This is a genomic window from Enterobacter sp. DVT3837 (genome assembly GCF_056238685.1).
Map to the genome: position 1 here is coordinate 1,815,179 of NZ_JBWDLA010000001.1, position 17,433 is coordinate 1,832,611.

A 17,433-nucleotide genomic window follows, 5' to 3' on the forward strand; every position below is an offset into this window, starting at 1 on the left:
AATTGCTAACCAGACAGGGATGCTCACCCTGGTAATCGGCTTTTCGGTCGCCCTGGCCCGAGCAGGATCGCCAGCTTGCTTCCGCCTTTGGTGGTTTCCATCCAGATCTTACACACACTGGTTAGCGGGACCGACAGTAGCATCCCGACCGGGCCCAGCAGCCATCCCCAGATCAGTAACGATAAGAATACCACCAGCGTCGACATGCCCAGCCGGTGCCCCATCATGCGCGGTTCGAGAATATTCCCCAGCACCATATGCACGACGAGGAAAAGTGCCCCGACCAACATGCATTCATAGAAACCATTAAACAGGAATGCCTGAATCATCGGTGGTACGGCGGAGAGTACCGCGCCAATATTGGGCACATAGTTGAGCAAAAACGCCAGTACGCCCCACATCAACGCAAACTGCACGCCCATCAACATCAACCCCAGCCAGACAATCACGCCGGTCCAGACGCTCAATAGCGTTTTCAGCGCCAGATATTTGGAGACGCCCTTTAACGCGCGGTGTAATCCGGCGATGTGAATTTGTGGATTATTCAGCGCAAAGCGCAGCTTATAGGGGACGTGGCGCACTTCGAACAGCATAAACACCACCGTCATGACCAGCAGAAGAATACTGGCCATCGCGCCGGAAAGTCCCGTCATCAGGGTGGTGGCGTAGGTCATGACTTTCTCTGAATCCATCCGACGCAGCATCCGTTCTGGCGAGATATGCAGATTAAGGAAAGGTACCATCTCCTGCAGCGCCACGATCTTCCGCGTCAGCGCTTTGTTGTACTGTGGCAACATCGTGGAGAATTCGCTCAGCGAAGCCGCCAGCACGCCGAAAAGCGCCGTCAGGGCAATTAGCATCACGATGACGACGATGGTGATGGCCACCGGGCGACTGACGCCCCGACGCAAAAACCAGCTCACCAGTGGATTAAGCACAATGGCAAAAAAGAGCGCCAGCAGGAGCTGCACAATAATGTCAGCCGCGGCATGGATACCCGCAAGGATAACCACCAGGCAGGCGAGTTTTAATAAGATGTGGAGCCCAGCTTTGTCGGACGGGTTAGCGATCATACGCGTTCCTTAAAATGATGACCCGGTAAGTGTAGTGTCCGCGGTTCGCTTCGTCTGGGGCTGTTAATCTGAAAGTCGGTGCTGATTTTCTTATTGTGTCGTGGTAATAGTGAAACACTGTTGTAAAAATCCAGGTAGAACCTCATGCCCGAACCTGCCGCTGAACCGGCGCTGAGCGGACTGCGCCTCAATCTGCGCATCGTCTCCGTTGTTATTTTCAATTTCGCCAGTTATCTGACCATTGGCCTGCCGCTGGCGGTTTTGCCTGGCTATGTCCATGACGTGATGGGCTTTAGCGCCTTCTGGGCGGGGCTGGTGATTAGCCTGCAGTATTTCGCCACGCTCCTGAGCCGTCCGCATGCCGGGCGTTACGCGGACCTTTTCGGCCCAAAAAGCATCGTGGTTGTAGGGTTGTGCGGTTGCTTTCTGAGTGGCCTGAGCTATTTTCTGGCCGCCACCACCAGCCACTGGCCCCTGGTTAGCCTGGTACTGCTCTGCCTGGGTCGCGTGATCCTGGGTATCGGTCAAAGTCTGGCGGGAACCGGTTCGACACTGTGGGGCGTGGGGGTGGTAGGCGCGCCGCACATTGGTCGGGTGATTTCGTGGAATGGCATTGTCACCTACGGCGCAATGGCGCTGGGTGCGCCGCTTGGTGTGGCCTGTTATGCGTTTGGTGGTCTGTATGGGCTGGCGACTACCATTATGGCGGTTGCGGCTCTGGCGATCCTCTTTGCGCTGCCGCGCCCGAAAGTGAAGGCCAGCAAGGGCAAGCCACTGCCGTTTCGGGCGGTGCTCGGGCGCGTCTGGCCGTATGGTATGGCCCTGGCGCTGGCGACAACGGGGTTCGGTGTGATTGCGACCTTCATTACCCTTTTCTATGACGCCAAAGGATGGGACGGCGCAGCTTTCGCGTTAACCCTGTTTAGCTGCGCGTTTGTTGGCGCGCGTTTGCTTTTCCCGAACGGTATCAACCGTCTGGGTGGGCTGAACGTGGCAATGATCTGCTTTGCGGTAGAGATAGTCGGGCTGCTGTTGACCGGCATAGCGATGGTGCCATGGGTCGCAAAAGTGGGCGTCTTCCTTGCGGGAGCAGGTTTTTCACTGGTCTTCCCGGCGCTGGGGGTGGTGGCGGTAAAAGCCGTGCCGCAGCAGAATCAGGGGGCGGCGCTGGCAACCTACACGGTATTTATGGATATGTCTTTGGGCATTACCGGCCCGCTGGCAGGGCTGGTGATGACCTGGGCAGGAGTCCCGGTTATTTATCTTGCTGCGGCGGGTCTGGTGGTTATCGCCTTGATGCTGACATGGCGGCTAAAAAAATGGCCCCCGGTGCAGGCACCGGAGGCCACGTCATCCTCGTGAAGGATTACTGGATCACGAGGGTGTTAATGATGTTTTCAGCCGCAGTCTGCGCTTTCTGCTGATCGTCCGCTGGCAGGGTGATCTGCATAGTCAGCAGTTTGTTATCGACCTTACCCAGCACCACAGACGAGTACGCGGTCTGGCCTTTTGCGGAGATGATGCTATCCAGCTGTTGCAGCGTGTGGCCTTTCAGTTCGATGGACTTATTGGTCACCACCTGCAGCTGCGGGTCGCGGCTGCGCTGCTGATCTTCCAGACGTTTTGACAGTACGCTCAGATCTTCGCTGGTGTCGTCACCCACAATCACAATGACGGCTTTCTGCCCGGTTGCGTCGGAATAAACGTGCATATTGTTCGCCTGAGTGCCCAGCTTACCGCTCTGGTCAGTCATATCGGCTGGCAGAGAGAAACTGAGTTTGCCATCCAGCAGATTCACCGGCTGACCGGTCGCATTGCTCTCTGCAGATGCACCCTGAGCAGGCGTTTTCGTGTCGCTGTTATCACAGGCTGCAAGACCCACAACCAGCAGGCCAATCCCGACATATTTAACCAGATTGCGCATTGACTTCTTCCTTTCGATAAACGGCCATAACGGCTCATTCGCTCATCTTATCACAACTGATAAAGCGAACCCTTAACCAGCCTGCAATGCCGTGATTTCAGATTTATCTGCCAGCCTTTTCAGCAGCATATTCAGCAGCACACCGTACATTGGCAGGAAGAAGACAATACTGATGAGCACCTTGAAGCAGTAGTCCACCAGGGCGATCTCCATCCAGTGCTCGGCCATGAACGCATCCGGGCTGTGCCAGAAGGCGATGAAGAAGAAGGCCAACGTATCGCTCACGTTACCGAACAGCGTCGAGGCGGTCGGGGCCATCCACCAGCGGTGATTCTGACGCAGGCGGTTAAACACATGCACGTCGAGGATCTGCCCCAGCGCATAAGCCATAAAGCTTGCGGTGGCGATTCGGGCGACAAACAGGTTGAAGTGGGTTAGCGCCTCAAAACCCTGCCAACTGCCCATATAGAACAGGGACGAAATCACGTAAGACACGAACAGCGCCGGGAGCATGACCGCAAAAATAATGCGGCGAGCCAGCGGTGCGCCAAAAATTCGCACGGTCAAATCGGTGGCGAGGAAAATAAACGGAAAACTGAACGCCCCCCAGGTGGTATGAAAACCAAAAATGGAGATGGGAAGCTGTACCAGATAGTTGCTGGAGGTGATCACCAGCAGATGAAAAAGCGAAAGCCAGAACAACGCTTTTACGCGCTGAGATTCAGAAAACTGCGTCATATTGTGACCTTTTTATACGTTGGGGTGAGGGAACCCAATAAAAACCGCAGCATGATACTGCTTTGGGCAGACATTGCAATGGTTAGTTTTTACGCAATCGTTAACCTGGTTTGCATTGATCGCTACGGGGCGTAAACTACAGCCGTTTTTACCTGACCGAGAAAATCATGACCGACCTGTTTTCCAGCCCGGACCACACTCTTGATGCCCAGGGCCTTCGCTGCCCGGAGCCGGTAATGATGGTGCGCAAAACCGTGCGTAACATGCAATCCGGCGAAACGCTGCTGATCATCGCCGACGACCCGGCGACCACCCGCGATATCCCCGGATTTTGTACCTTTATGGAGCATGAGCTGGTGGCTCAGCAGACTGAAGCGCTGCCGTACCGGTATTTGATTCGTAAAGGATAGATGGGCAGCCCCTGCGGCCTGATGCCCTCACTCCGACCCTCTCCTTTCGGGAGAGGGAGAACGTCACCCCTTCATCCACGTCCGTATCCCGTCCAGGAACATCTGCGTCGCCATCATCACCAGAATCAGCCCCATCAGGCGTTCCAGCGCGTTCACCCCTTTCTCACCCAGAAGGCGCAGGAACAGGGACGACTGCAGCAGGATGATAAATGTTCCACCCCAGGCGATCAGCAGGGCAATCACCAGATGGCTCATCTGGTTCGGATACTGATGTGACAGCAGCATCAGCGTCGCCAGAATGGTCGGCCCGGCGACGAGAGGAATCGCCAGCGGCACAATAAATGGCTCTTCACCCGCAGGCAGGCCGCTGCTGCTGCCTTCCGCGCTCGGGAAAATCATCTTTATGGCAATCAGGAACAGGATAATCCCGCCGGAAATCGACACGGTTTCGGCACGCAGGTTCAGGAAGGCGAGGATTTTTTCGCCCGCAAACAGGAAGATAAACATCACCAGCAGCGCGATAAGCAGCTCGCGGATCATGATCGCCCGACGGCGCTTTGGTTCGGTGTGCTTCAGCACCGACATGAAGATCGGCAGGTTTCCGAGTGGATCCATTATCAGGATCAATAAAACCGCCGCGGAAATGATTTCACTCATGTAAATTATCCCTGAAACTCTCTATGGTTATTATGATGATTAGCTCTTTTTCTGATTGCCGGGCAATCATCGATTAATTTCGCTTGCGACTTTGGCAGCATTTTGTAATGTGAAGCATATCCCAGTTCAATACTGGCTTGCACAAACAGCACACACCCTCTGCAGGAAAAAAATGCTATGAAAAACGTTGGTTTTATCGGCTGGCGCGGTATGGTCGGCTCTGTACTCATGCAACGCATGGTTGAAGAGCGCGATTTCGACGCTATCCGCCCGGTCTTCTTCTCCACTTCCCAGCTCGGCCAGGCTGCTCCGTCCTTTGGTGGTACCACAGGCACGTTGCAGGATGCTTACGATCTGGAAGCGCTGAAGGCACTCGACATTATTGTCACGTGCCAGGGCGGCGATTATACCAACGAAATCTATCCAAAGCTGCGTGAAAGCGGCTGGCAGGGCTACTGGATTGACGCGGCCTCTTCGCTGCGCATGAAAGACGATGCCATCATCATTCTTGACCCGGTTAACCAGGGCGTGATCACCGACGGCCTGAACAACGGCGTGAAAACCTTTGTTGGCGGTAACTGCACCGTCAGCCTGATGCTGATGTCTCTGGGCGGCCTGTTCGCGCAAGATCTGGTGGAGTGGGTCTCCGTGGCGACGTACCAGGCAGCTTCCGGCGGCGGTGCGCGTCATATGCGCGAGCTGCTGACCCAGATGGGCCAACTGCACCAGAGCGTCGCGACCGAGCTGGCAGACCCGGCGTCCGCGATTCTGGATATCGAGCGTAAAGTCACCCAGCTGACCCGCAGCGGCGAGCTGCCGGTGGATAACTTCGGCGTACCGCTGGCCGGTGGCCTGATCCCGTGGATCGACAAACAGCTGGATAACGGCCAGACCCGCGAAGAGTGGAAGGGCCAGGCCGAGACCAACAAAATCCTCAATACCGCGAATACCATTCCGGTAGACGGTCTGTGCGTGCGCATTGGCGCGCTGCGCTGCCACAGCCAGGCCTTCACCATTAAACTGAAAAAAGATGTGTCTATTCCAACCGTGGAAGAACTGCTGGCTGCACACAACCCGTGGGCGAAAGTGGTACCAAACGATCGCGATATCACCATGCGTGAACTGACCCCTGCAGCCGTGACCGGCACGCTGACCACGCCTGTTGGCCGTCTGCGTAAGCTGAACATGGGGCCGGAGTACCTCTCCGCGTTCACCGTTGGCGACCAGCTCTTATGGGGTGCCGCCGAGCCGCTGCGCCGCATGCTGCGCCAGCTGGCGTAATAATTTGTTAACGACCGGGGGTGATTTTCACCCCCTTTTTTTGCGTACTACATGGAGTAAAACGCGTATGTCTTATTTTTTATCAGGAGTCATTTAGAGCGTTGGCTATGCTTTAAGGAAGAGTCATTTCTTACCTGAGGTTAGGACGGGCTGTGAGGATGCTCGTTCAGGTCACATTAAAGTCGTCCCAGGCGCTAAAAAAAGACGACATAAAAAACAGGATGAATACCATGTCCGATCGTGTGGATAGAGACGTGATTAATGCGCTTATTGCGGGTCATTTTGCCGACCCCTTTTCCGTGCTGGGGATGCACCGTACAGAGGCCGGGCTGGAAGTCCGGGCGTTGTTACCGGATGCGACAGAAGTGTGGGTTATCGAACCCAAAACCGGCCGCAAAGTGGGCAATCTGGAATGCCTCGACTCGCGCGGTTTCTTCTCTGGCGTGATGCCCCGTCGTAAAAACCCTTTCCGTTATCAGCTCGCCGTCATCTGGCACGGCCAGCAAAATCTGATTGATGATCCCTACAGCTTTGGTCCTCTTTTGCAGGAGATGGACGCATGGCTGCTGTCTGAAGGAACCCATTTGCGGCCTTATGAAACGCTGGGTGCCCATGCAGACACGATGGATGGTATCACCGGCACGCGGTTTGCCGTGTGGGCACCCAACGCCCAACGCGTCTCCGTTGTCGGACAATTCAACTACTGGGACGGTCGTCGCCACCCGATGCGCCTGCGCCGGGAAACGGGGATCTGGGAACTGTTTATCCCCGGGGCGCACAACGGACAGCTCTACAAATTCGAGATGATCGATGCCCACGGCAAGCTGCGCATTAAAGCCGACCCGTACGCCTTTGAAGCGCAGATGCGCCCGGATACGGCATCGCTGATTTGTGGCCTGCCAGAGAAGATCACTCAGACGGAAGAGCGCAAACAGGCCAACCGCTTCGATGCACCTATCTCCGTCTATGAAGTGCATCTTGGCTCATGGCGCCGCCACACCGATAACAACTTCTGGCTCAGCTACCGGGAGCTTGCCGACCAGCTGGTGCCGTATGCCAAATGGATGGGCTTTACTCACCTTGAGCTGCTGCCGGTCAACGAACACCCGTTCGACGGTAGCTGGGGTTATCAGCCAACCGGGCTTTATGCGCCTACGCGCCGCTTCGGCACGCGCGATGACTTCCGCTATTTCATCCATGCCGCGCATGCCGCCGGGCTGAATGTGATCCTCGACTGGGTACCAGGCCATTTCCCGTCGGATGACTTTGGCTTGTCAGAGTTTGATGGTACGAATCTGTACGAGCACAGCGACCCGCGAGAAGGTTATCACCAGGACTGGAATACGCTGATCTACAACTACGGTCGCCGCGAAGTCGCGAACTACCTGGTTGGAAATGCCCTGTACTGGATTGAGCGCTTTGGCATTGATGCTCTGCGTGTTGATGCCGTGGCATCCATGATCTATCGCGACTACAGCCGCAAAGAGGGGGAGTGGATCCCGAACGAGTTTGGCGGCCGTGAAAACCTGGAAGCGATTGAGTTCCTGCGCAGCACCAACCGCATTATCGGTGAGCAGGTGGACGGCGCGGTAACAATGGCAGAAGAGTCGACCGACTTTGCGGGCGTCTCCCGTCCGCCGTCATTAGGTGGCCTGGGGTTCTGGTACAAGTGGAACCTGGGCTGGATGCATGACACGCTCGACTACATGAAGCTGGATCCGGTTCACCGCAAGTACCATCACGATAAGCTGACGTTCGGGATGCTCTACAATTACACCGAAAACTTCATGCTGCCGCTGTCGCACGATGAAGTGGTGCACGGCAAGAAATCCATTCTCGACCGCATGCCGGGCGATGCGTGGCAGAAATTTGCCAACCTGCGCGCCTACTACGGCTGGATGTTTGCGTTCCCGGGCAAAAAACTGCTGTTTATGGGCAATGAGTTCGCTCAGGGACGCGAATGGAACCACGACGCCAGCCTCGACTGGCATCTGCTGGAAGGCGGTGACAACTGGCACCACGGCGTGCAGCGTCTGGTGCGTGACCTGAACCTGACCTATCGTCATCACAAAGCGCTGCATGAGCTCGACTTTGACCCGTACGGCTTTGAGTGGCTGGTGGTGGATGACCATGAGCGCTCGGTGTTTGTCTTTGTGCGGCGAGATAAAGCGGGTAACGAGATCATCGTCGCCAGCAACTTCACGCCTGTGCCGCGTCAACACTATCGCTTTGGCATTAATCAGCCGGGTAAATGGCGCGAAATCCTGAATACCGATTCCATGCACTACCACGGCAGCAACACCGGCAATGGTGGTCTGGTGCAAAGCGATGCCATCGAAAGTCACGGGCGGCCAAACTCCCTGAGTCTCACGCTACCGCCGCTTGGCACTATCTGGCTGATGAGGGAGGGTGAATGACGCAGCTTACGGCAGGTCAACCCGAACCGCTCGGGGCGAGTTTTGACGGAAAGGGTGTGAATTTCACCCTCTTTTCTGCTCACGCTGAGCGGGTAGAACTGTGTGTTTTTGACGGTGAGGGTAACGAGCACCGTTACGATTTACCGTCGCGCACGGGGGATACCTGGCACGGTTACCTGGCCGGAGGACGGCCAGGTATGCACTATGGTTTTCGCGTTCATGGTCCGTGGGAACCTGCGCAAGGGCACTGGTTTAACCCTGCAAAGCTGTTGATTGATCCGTGTGCGCACCGCGTGGACGGTGAGTTTAAAGACGACCCGATTTTCCATGTTGGTTATGGTGAGCCTGACCATCGCGACAGTGCCCATGTGGTGCCAAAAAGCGTGGTAGTGCACGATCTCTATGACTGGGAGGACGATGCGCCACCGGCCACGCCGTGGGGCAACACCGTCATTTACGAGGCCCATGTCAAAGGGCTGACGTATCTGCATCCGTCCATCCCCAAAGAGATGCGCGGCACCTACAAGGCGCTTGGCCATCCGACCATGATCGCCTACCTGAAACACCTCGGCATCACCGCTCTTGAACTGTTACCCGTCGCCCATTTTGCCAGCGAGCCGCGTCTGCAGCGGCTGGGGTTGAGCAACTACTGGGGTTACAACCCGCTGGCGATGTTCGCGCTCGAACCCCGCTATGCCGTCCATCCGGAAAAGGCGCGGGACGAGTTTCGCGATGCGGTTAAGGCGCTCCATGCGGCGGGTATTGAGGTCATTCTGGACGTGGTGTTGAACCACAGCGCTGAAAGCGATCTCGATGGTCCAACGCTCTCCATGCGCGGAATTGATAACCGTAGCTATTATTGGATCAGGCAGGATGGCGATTACGAGAACTGGACTGGCTGCGGTAACACGCTCAATCTCAGCCATCCGGCGGTCACGCATTTTGCTTATGAATGCCTGAAATACTGGGTTGAAACGTTCCACGTGGACGGTTTTCGTTTCGACCTGGCGCCCGTGATGGGGCGCACGCCGGCGTTCAGCCAGCAGGCGCCGCTGTTTGAGGCGATAAAAAACTGCCCGGTGCTATCACAGGTGAAGCTCATCGCCGAGCCGTGGGACATTGGGGAAGGGGGATATCAGGTCGGGAATTTTCCCCCCTTGTTTGCCGAGTGGAACGATCACTATCGCGATGCCGCGCGCCGCTTCTGGCTGGAGCGAAATCTCTCGCTGGGGGAATTTGCCGGGCGCTTTGCCGCGTCAAGCGATCTCTTTAAGCGCGACGGTAAGCGACCGTCGGCCACCGTCAACCTGTTGACGGCGCACGACGGTTTTACGCTCAGGGACTGCGTTTGTTTCAATCAGAAACACAATGAGGCGAACGGCGAAGAGAATCGCGATGGCACTAACAATAACCATAGCTTCAATCATGGTATAGAAGGGTTAGGCGGAAGCCTTGACGTTATCGAGCGGCGGCGCGCCAGCGTTCATGCTCTGCTGACAACGCTTCTGTTGTCGCAGGGGACACCGATGCTGCTGGCGGGCGATGAGCACGGCCACAGCCAGCACGGTAACAACAATGCGTATTGCCAGGACAACACCTTAACCTGGCTTGACTGGGGGGAGGCGAACAGCGGGCTGATCCATTTTACCGCTGCGCTGATCCACCTTCGCCAGCAAATCCCCGCGCTGACCACCGACCGCTGGTGGGAAGAGGGGGACGGAAACGTTCGCTGGTTGAATAAAGACGCGCAACCACTAAGCGCGCAAGAGTGGCAACACGGTGTACCACGGCTGCAAATCCTGCTTTCGGATAAATGGCTGGTTACGCTGAACGCGACGGATGATGTCGCAGAGATTGTTTTACCTGAAGGGGAATGGCGCGCCGTTCCCCCCTTTGCCGGAGCGGATAATCCGGTAGTAATGGCTGTCTGGCACGGGCCTGCGCACGGAGTGTGTGTATTCCAAAGATGATAAAAAAGGAGTTAGTCATGGTTAGATTAGAGAAGAACGATCCCTTAATGTTGGCACGCCAGCTACCATTAAAAACGGTTGCCCTGATACTCGCTGGTGGGCGTGGTACCCGTCTGAAAGATTTGACCATCAAACGCGCCAAGCCGGCTGTTCACTTTGGTGGTAAGTTCCGTATCATTGATTTCGCACTCTCCAATTGCCTCAACTCTGGCATCCGCCGCATTGGCGTCATTACGCAGTATCAATCACACACGCTGGTGCAGCATATCCAGCGCGGCTGGTCCTTCTTCAGCGAAGAGATGAATGAGTTTGTCGATCTTCTTCCGGCCCAGCAGCGAGTTCACGGCGAAAACTGGTACCGGGGCACGGCGGATGCGGTGACGCAAAACCTCGATATCATTCGTCGTTATAACGCGGAATACATCGTGATCCTCGCCGGGGATCATATTTACAAGCAAGACTACTCCCACATGCTCATCGACCATGTCGAAAAAGGGGCGCGTTGCACCGTGGCGTGTCTGCCGGTGCCCGTTGCTGAAGCGACGGCGTTTGGCGTAATGCACGTGGATGCGGACGACAAAATTATCGACTTCGTCGAAAAACCTGCAAACCCACCGACCATGCCGGGAGATGATACGAAGTCACTCGCCAGTATGGGGATCTATGTCTTTGATGCAGATTACCTTTATGAACTGCTCGAAGAAGACGACAAAGACGAAAACTCCAGCCATGACTTTGGCAAAGATATCATCCCGAAAATTACGCAAGCTGGCATGGCGTATGCACATCCCTTCCCGTTGTCCTGCGTGCAATCCGACCCAAATGCGGAACCTTACTGGCGCGATGTGGGAACGCTGGAGGCGTACTGGAAGGCGAACCTCGACCTGGCTTCGGTGACCCCTGAGCTGGATATGTACGATCAGAACTGGCCGATTCGTACTCATATGGAATCGCTGCCGCCAGCCAAATTCGTTCAGGACCGTTCGGGTAGCCACGGTATGACACTGAACTCGCTGGTTTCTGGCGGATGCATTATTTCAGGGTCGGTGGTGGTGCAGTCAGTGCTGTTCCCCCGCGTGCGGATAAATTCATTCTGTAATATTGATTCGGCAGTCTTATTGCCGGATGTCTGGGTAGGACGTTCGTGTCGCCTGCGTCGTTGCGTTATCGACCGCGCCTGTGTCATTCCTGAGGGGATGGTCATTGGTGAAAATGCGGAAGAAGACGCGCGTCGCTTCTACCGTTCGGAAGAGGGAATCGTGTTAGTAACACGGGAAATGTTGCGGAAGCTGCAGATCAAACAGGAGCGATGATGCAGGTTTTACACGTATGTTCTGAGATGTTTCCATTGTTAAAAACGGGCGGCCTGGCGGATGTTCTTGGTGCATTACCGGCGGCGCAAATCGCCGGAGGGGTGGATACCCGAGTCCTGCTGCCCGCATTTCCGGATATCCGGCGTGGTATCCCTGATGCAAAAGTGGTGACGCGTCGTGAGACTTTTGCCGGGCGCATCACCCTGCTGTTTGGACATTACAACGGCGTTGGGATCTACCTGATTGACGCGCCGCACTTATACGACAGGCCCGGGAGTCCGTATCACGACACCAACCTGTTTGCTTACCCGGACAACGTGCTGCGCTTTGCGTTGCTCGGCTGGGTCGGTGCAGAAATGGCGACGGGGCTGGATCCGTTCTGGCGTCCGGATGTGGTGCACGCGCACGACTGGCACGCCGGGCTTGCCCCGGCGTATCTGGCCGCGCGCGGCCACCCGGCAAGGTCAGTCTTTACCGTGCATAACCTGGCATATCAGGGGATGTACTATGCCCATCACATGCATGAAATCGATCTGCCACTGTCGTTCTATAACATGCACGGGCTGGAGTTTAACGGGCAGATCTCGTTTCTGAAAGCCGGGCTTTACTATGCCGATCATATTACCGCCGTGAGCCCGACTTACGCCCGGGAAATTACCCAGCCGGAGTTTGGTTATGGTCTGGAAGGGCTACTGCGACAGCGGCATCGTGAAGGGCGCCTGTCGGGTATTTTGAACGGTGTGGATGAAAAGATCTGGAGCCCGGAAACCGATCTCCTGCTGGCGTCGCGCTATGGCCGTGATTCGGTCGAGGACAAAGCCGAAAACAAGCGCCAGCTGCAAATTGCCATGGGTCTGAAGGTGAACGACAAAGTACCGTTGTTCGCCGTGGTCAGCCGTCTGACCAGCCAGAAAGGGCTGGATCTGGTGCTGGAAGCGCTGCCTGGTTTACTGGAGCAGGGAGGGCAACTGGCGCTGCTCGGCGCGGGCGACCCGGTATTGCAGGAAGGTTTTCTGGCTGCTGCGGCGGAACATCCCGGTCAGGTTGGGGTGCAGATTGGCTATCACGAGGCGTTTTCGCACCGCATTATGGGCGGCGCGGACGTCATCCTGGTGCCAAGCCGTTTCGAACCCTGCGGCCTGACGCAACTCTACGGCCTGAAATACGGCACGTTACCGCTGGTGCGTCGCACGGGTGGGCTGGCTGACACGGTTTCCGACAGCTCTCTGGAAAACCTGGCGGACGGTATCGCCAGCGGGTTTGTGTTTGAAGACAGTAATGCCTGGTCGTTGTTACGGGCGATTCGGCGTGCTTTTGTTTTATGGTCCCGCCCTTCCTTGTGGCGTTATGTTCAGCGCCAGGCGATGAGCATGGACTTTAGCTGGCACGTTGCGGCGCAGTCATACCGCGATCTTTATCAACGCTTGATGTAACAAGGCGGAGTCACTGATATGAATGCACCTTTTAGCTACTCTTCACCCACACTCAGCGTTGAGGCGTTAAAGCACTCTATCGCCTACAAGCTGATGTTTACCATCGGGAAAGATCCGGTCATCGCGAACAAACACGAGTGGCTGAACGCCACCCTGTTTGCCGTGCGTGACCGTTTAGTTGAACGTTGGCTGCGCTCCAACCGTGCCCAGCTCTCACAGGAAACGCGTCAGGTTTATTACCTGTCGATGGAATTTTTGATTGGCCGCACACTTTCCAATGCGCTGTTGTCGCTCGGTATTTATGACGACGTCAAAAACGCCCTGGAAGAGATGGGGTTAGATTTAGAAGAACTGATTGACGAAGAGAATGACCCGGGTCTCGGTAACGGCGGTCTGGGACGCCTTGCAGCCTGCTTCCTGGATTCGCTGGCGACGCTGGCGTTGCCGGGTCGTGGTTACGGTATTCGCTATGACTACGGCATGTTCAAACAGAACATCGTCGACGGACGTCAGAAAGAGTCGCCGGACTACTGGCTGGAGTATGGCAACCCGTGGGAGTTCAAGCGTCACAATACGCGCTACAAAGTGCGCTTCGGTGGACGTATCCAACAGGAAGGGAAAAAATCCCGCTGGGTGGAAACCGAAGAGATCCTGGCCGTGGCGTATGACCAGATCATCCCGGGCTACGACACTGACGCCACCAACACGCTGCGCCTGTGGAGCGCCCAGGCCAGTAGTGAAATTAACCTCGGTAAATTCAACCAGGGTGACTACTTCGCGGCGGTGGAAGATAAAAACCACTCCGAGAACGTGTCCCGTGTCCTTTACCCGGATGACTCAACCTACTCCGGGCGTGAGCTGCGTCTGCGCCAGGAGTATTTCCTGGTGTCCTCGACGATTCAGGATATCCTGAGCCGTCACTACCAGCTGCACAAAACCTACGCCAACCTGGCGGAGAAAACCGCGATTCACCTCAACGACACCCACCCGGTGCTCTCCATTCCAGAACTGATGCGCCTGCTGATCGACGAACATAAGTTCAGCTGGGATGATGCGTTTGAAGTGACCTGTCAGGTGTTCTCATACACCAACCACACGCTGATGAGCGAAGCGCTGGAAACCTGGCCGGTGGATATGCTCGGCAAAATCCTGCCGCGCCATCTGCAGATCATCTTTGAGATTAACGATTACTTCCTCAAGACGTTGCAGGAGCAGTACCCGAACGATACCGGCCTGCTGAGTCGTACGTCGATCATTGATGAGTCGAACGGCCGCCGTGTGCGCATGGCCTGGCTGGCGGTGGTGATCAGCCACAAGGTTAACGGAGTGTCCGAGTTGCACTCAAACCTGATGGTACAGTCGCTGTTTGCTGACTTCGCGAAGATCTTCCCGACACGTTTTTGCAACGTGACCAACGGCGTGACGCCACGACGCTGGCTGGCGCTGGCCAATCAGCCGCTCTCTGAGGTGCTGGATGAGAATATCGGTCGCACCTGGCGTACCGATTTGAGCCAACTGAGCGAACTTGAACAGCACATTGATTTCCCGACGGTCAACAAAGCCGTGCGTGAAGCCAAGCTGCTGAACAAAAAGCGTTTATCAGTATATCTTGCACTACACCTGAACGTAGTCGCCAACCCGAAAGCGCTGTTCGATGTGCAGATCAAGCGCATCCACGAGTACAAACGTCAGCTCATGAACGTGCTGCATGTGATCACCCATTACAACCGCATCAAGGCCGACCCTACGGCTGAGTGGGTGCCACGGGTGAAGATCTTTGCCGGTAAGGCGGCTTCCGCCTACTACATGGCCAAGCATATCATTCACCTAATCAATGATGTGGCGAAGGTGGTCAACCTGGATCCGGAAATTGGTGACAAGCTGAAGGTAGTGTTCATCCCGAACTACAGCGTCAGTCTGGCGCAGCTGATCATCCCGGCGGCGGATCTCTCTGAGCAGATTTCCACGGCAGGTACGGAAGCGTCCGGCACCAGTAACATGAAGTTTGCCCTTAACGGCGCGCTGACCATTGGTACGCTGGACGGGGCGAATGTCGAGATGCTGGAGCATGTCGGTGCAGATAACATCTTTATCTTCGGTAACACAACGGAAGAGGTCGAAGCGCTGCGTAAGCAGGGTTACTCGCCGCGTAAATATTACGAAGAGGATGAAGAGCTACGCCAGGTATTGACGCAAATCGCCACCGGCGTGTTTAGCCCTGACGAGCCAGGCCGCTATCGTGACCTGGTGGATTCGCTGATTAACTTTGGCGATCACTATCAGGTGCTGGCGGATTATCGCAGCTACGTGGATTGTCAGGATAAAGTGGACGAACTGTACCGGCAGCAGGAGAAATGGACCATTGCCGCGATGCACAACATCGCCAATATGGGGTATTTCTCGTCAGACAGGACCATCAAAGAGTATGCCGAGACGATCTGGCATATTGATCCGGTGAGGTTGTAAAAACAAAGCCGGGTGGCGGCTTCGCCTTACCCGGCCTACTTGATCCCGTAGGCCCGGTAAGCGTAGTGCCACCGGGCATTTTTTCACATCAGGACGCTAGCGACAGCTCACGCTTCCCCGCATTTTGCAGTAACCACTGCGCCACGCGAGACTGCTGCTCGGCATCCAGCCACATCCCTTCTTTAGTACGACGCCAGATGGCGTCATCCAGGCGGCGCACCCACTCGTGTTCAACCAGATAACGCAACTCGGCTTCGTACAGTTCATGGCCGAAATGTTCGCCCAGATCGGCAATCTCTTTGGCTTCACCCAGGATCCACTCCGTGTTGCTACCGTAAGTACGGGCATAATGGCGTGCCATCCCTTCGGTGATGAACGGATAGCGGCGACGCAGCTTCGCGGCATAATCATCGCGGTTATCCCCGATATCTCCGCCAGGGAGCACGGCACCTTTGGTCCATGCCGGACCAATGCCTTTATAGTACGGCACCAGTTTTTCCAGCGCGTGCTCGGCCAGCTTACGATAAGTGGTGAGTTTGCCGCCAAACACCGACAGCAGCGGTGCCTGCCCATCTACGTCGTGAATATCAAGCGTATAGTCGCGGGTGATGGCCTGCGGTGAATCCGATTCGTCATCGCACAGCGGACGCACGCCGGAGTAAGTCCAGACCACATCATTACGAGACAGCTGTTTCTTAAAGTGCGCGTTATACACTTTCAGCAGGTAGTTGACCTCGCTCTCGTCGATCTCAACGTTTTTCGGATCGCCTTTGTACTCCACGTCGGTGGTGCCGATAATCGAAAACTCGTCCATCCACGGGATCACAAACACGATGCGTTTATCTTCGTTCTGCAGAATATAAGCCTGCTTCTGAGTATGTACGCGCGGCACCACAATATGGCTGCCTTTGATCAGGCGAATACCGTACGGTGAAGGTAGGTGCATGCCTTCGTCAAAGAACTGTTTCACCCACGGACCGGTGGCGTTGACCAGGCCGCGTGCTTTCCAGCTGAATTTCTCGCCGGTATCGATGTCTTCCGCGTCGACAATCCACAGACCGTTTTCACGACGAGCAGAGGTCGCGCGGGTGCGGGTTTTCACCTCGCCGCCTTTCTTCACCACCATCTGTGCGTTCGCCAGAACCAGACGTGCATCGTCTACCCAGCAATCGGAATATTCGAATCCGCGCACGATTTCAGGTTTAAGGACCGATTCTGAACCAAAACGCAAACCGTTCGAACCCGGCAGACTGGTGCGTTTACCCAGGTGATCGTACATAAACAGACCGATTCGGATCATCCAGGCCGGACGCAGATGCGGGCGATGGGGCAGACGGAAACGCATCGGAATCGCCAGATGCGGTGCCATTTTCAACAATACTTCACGTTCAGCCAGCGCTTCGCTGACCAGGCGGAATTCGTAGTGTTCCAGGTAGCGCAGGCCACCGTGAATCAGTTTGGAGCTGGCGGACGACGTCGCGCAGGCGAGATCGTTAGCTTCCAGCATCAGTACGGATAATCCGCGTCCTGCGGCATCGACCGCAATACCGGCACCGTTGATGCCACCGCCTATCACAATCAGATCTTTGGTTTCCATAACACCCTCATGCACTTTCGTTAAAGCTCAGAAATGTTCGATATCGCTCATAATAGCAAAGGAACGCGCTTTTGGTAACATCAAAAAAACAATTTAGAGTGATATGGATAACATAATGGCGTTTACCCGCCGCCAGGACGTACACTACGGGGTA

At 55.7% G+C, this 17,433-nt stretch carries 12 protein-coding genes and 1 pseudogene; 8 read left to right on the top strand and 5 right to left on the bottom strand.

From position 1 onward, the window contains the following. Positions 1–23: 23 nt before the first annotated feature. On the bottom strand, positions 24–1,073 hold the full coding sequence (locus AC0XWG_RS08845; RefSeq protein WP_108091139.1) for an AI-2E family transporter: 1,050 nt from the start codon (positions 1,071–1,073) through the stop codon (positions 24–26). A 109-nt stretch (positions 1,074–1,182) separates the two neighbouring features. Between AC0XWG_RS08845 and AC0XWG_RS08850 the strand changes: the two are divergent. Next, positions 1,183–2,435, top strand: a pseudogene (locus tag AC0XWG_RS08850) (MFS transporter). 4 nt (positions 2,436–2,439) lie between these two features. Here the strand turns inward: AC0XWG_RS08850 and AC0XWG_RS08855 are convergent. Together AC0XWG_RS08855 and AC0XWG_RS08860 are read right to left on the bottom strand one after the other, a co-directional pair. Further along, positions 2,440–2,997 (bottom strand): DcrB family lipoprotein, encoded by a 558-nt coding sequence (locus tag AC0XWG_RS08855; RefSeq protein WP_028018049.1) that lies wholly within the window; start codon positions 2,995–2,997, stop codon positions 2,440–2,442. A gap of 72 nt (positions 2,998–3,069) precedes the next feature. Beyond that, positions 3,070–3,735 (bottom strand): 7-cyano-7-deazaguanine/7-aminomethyl-7-deazaguanine transporter, encoded by a 666-nt coding sequence (locus AC0XWG_RS08860; RefSeq protein ID WP_028018048.1) that lies wholly within the window; start codon positions 3,733–3,735, stop codon positions 3,070–3,072. Positions 3,736–3,902: 167 nt separating this feature from the next. Between AC0XWG_RS08860 and tusA the strand changes: the two genes are divergently transcribed. Next, the gene (tusA, locus tag AC0XWG_RS08865) at positions 3,903–4,145 is read left to right on the top strand and encodes a sulfurtransferase TusA (RefSeq protein WP_028018047.1); all 243 of its coding nucleotides are present in this window, start codon (positions 3,903–3,905) and stop codon (positions 4,143–4,145) included. 63 nt (positions 4,146–4,208) lie between these two features. Here the strand turns inward: tusA and yhgN are convergent, their stop codons facing one another. Then, positions 4,209–4,802, bottom strand: a complete 594-nt coding sequence (gene yhgN / locus AC0XWG_RS08870; RefSeq protein WP_025759646.1) for an NAAT family transporter YhgN — start codon at positions 4,800–4,802, stop codon at positions 4,209–4,211. A 177-nt stretch (positions 4,803–4,979) separates the two neighbouring features. On the opposite strand from yhgN, the gene asd reads away from it, so the two are divergent. The 6 genes from asd (at position 4,980) to glgP (ending at position 15,682) form a co-directional block, all read left to right on the top strand. Continuing rightward, the gene (asd, locus tag AC0XWG_RS08875; protein ID WP_028018046.1) at positions 4,980–6,083 is read left to right on the top strand and encodes an aspartate-semialdehyde dehydrogenase; all 1,104 of its coding nucleotides are present in this window, start codon (positions 4,980–4,982) and stop codon (positions 6,081–6,083) included. 230 nt (positions 6,084–6,313) lie between these two features. Next, complete coding sequence (gene glgB / locus AC0XWG_RS08880) at positions 6,314–8,500, top strand: 1,4-alpha-glucan branching enzyme (protein WP_134708534.1); 2,187 nt, start codon at positions 6,314–6,316, stop codon at positions 8,498–8,500. Then, a complete protein-coding gene (gene glgX / locus AC0XWG_RS08885; RefSeq protein WP_475680532.1) occupies positions 8,497–10,470 on the top strand; it encodes a glycogen debranching protein GlgX in 1,974 nt (657 codons plus the stop codon). The genes glgB and glgX overlap by 4 nt, the downstream gene beginning before the upstream one ends. Positions 10,471–10,487: 17 nt before the next feature. Continuing rightward, the gene (gene glgC / locus AC0XWG_RS08890) at positions 10,488–11,783 is read left to right on the top strand and encodes a glucose-1-phosphate adenylyltransferase (RefSeq protein WP_049005379.1); all 1,296 of its coding nucleotides are present in this window, start codon (positions 10,488–10,490) and stop codon (positions 11,781–11,783) included. Next, positions 11,783–13,216 carry a glycogen synthase GlgA gene (gene glgA / locus AC0XWG_RS08895; protein WP_028018042.1) on the top strand — a complete coding sequence of 478 codons (1,434 nt, stop codon included), beginning with the start codon at positions 11,783–11,785 and terminating at the stop codon, positions 13,214–13,216. Before glgC ends, glgA begins: the two co-directional genes overlap by 1 nt. An 18-nt stretch (positions 13,217–13,234) precedes the next feature. Further along, entirely contained in the window at positions 13,235–15,682 is a 2,448-nt protein-coding gene (glgP, locus tag AC0XWG_RS08900; protein WP_049005380.1) for a glycogen phosphorylase, read from the top strand. Between the two features lie 88 nt (positions 15,683–15,770). Here the strand turns inward: glgP and glpD are convergent, their stop codons facing one another. Further along, the gene (gene glpD / locus AC0XWG_RS08905; protein WP_028018040.1) at positions 15,771–17,279 is read right to left on the bottom strand and encodes a glycerol-3-phosphate dehydrogenase; all 1,509 of its coding nucleotides are present in this window, start codon (positions 17,277–17,279) and stop codon (positions 15,771–15,773) included. Between the last annotated feature and the right edge of the window lie 154 nt (positions 17,280–17,433).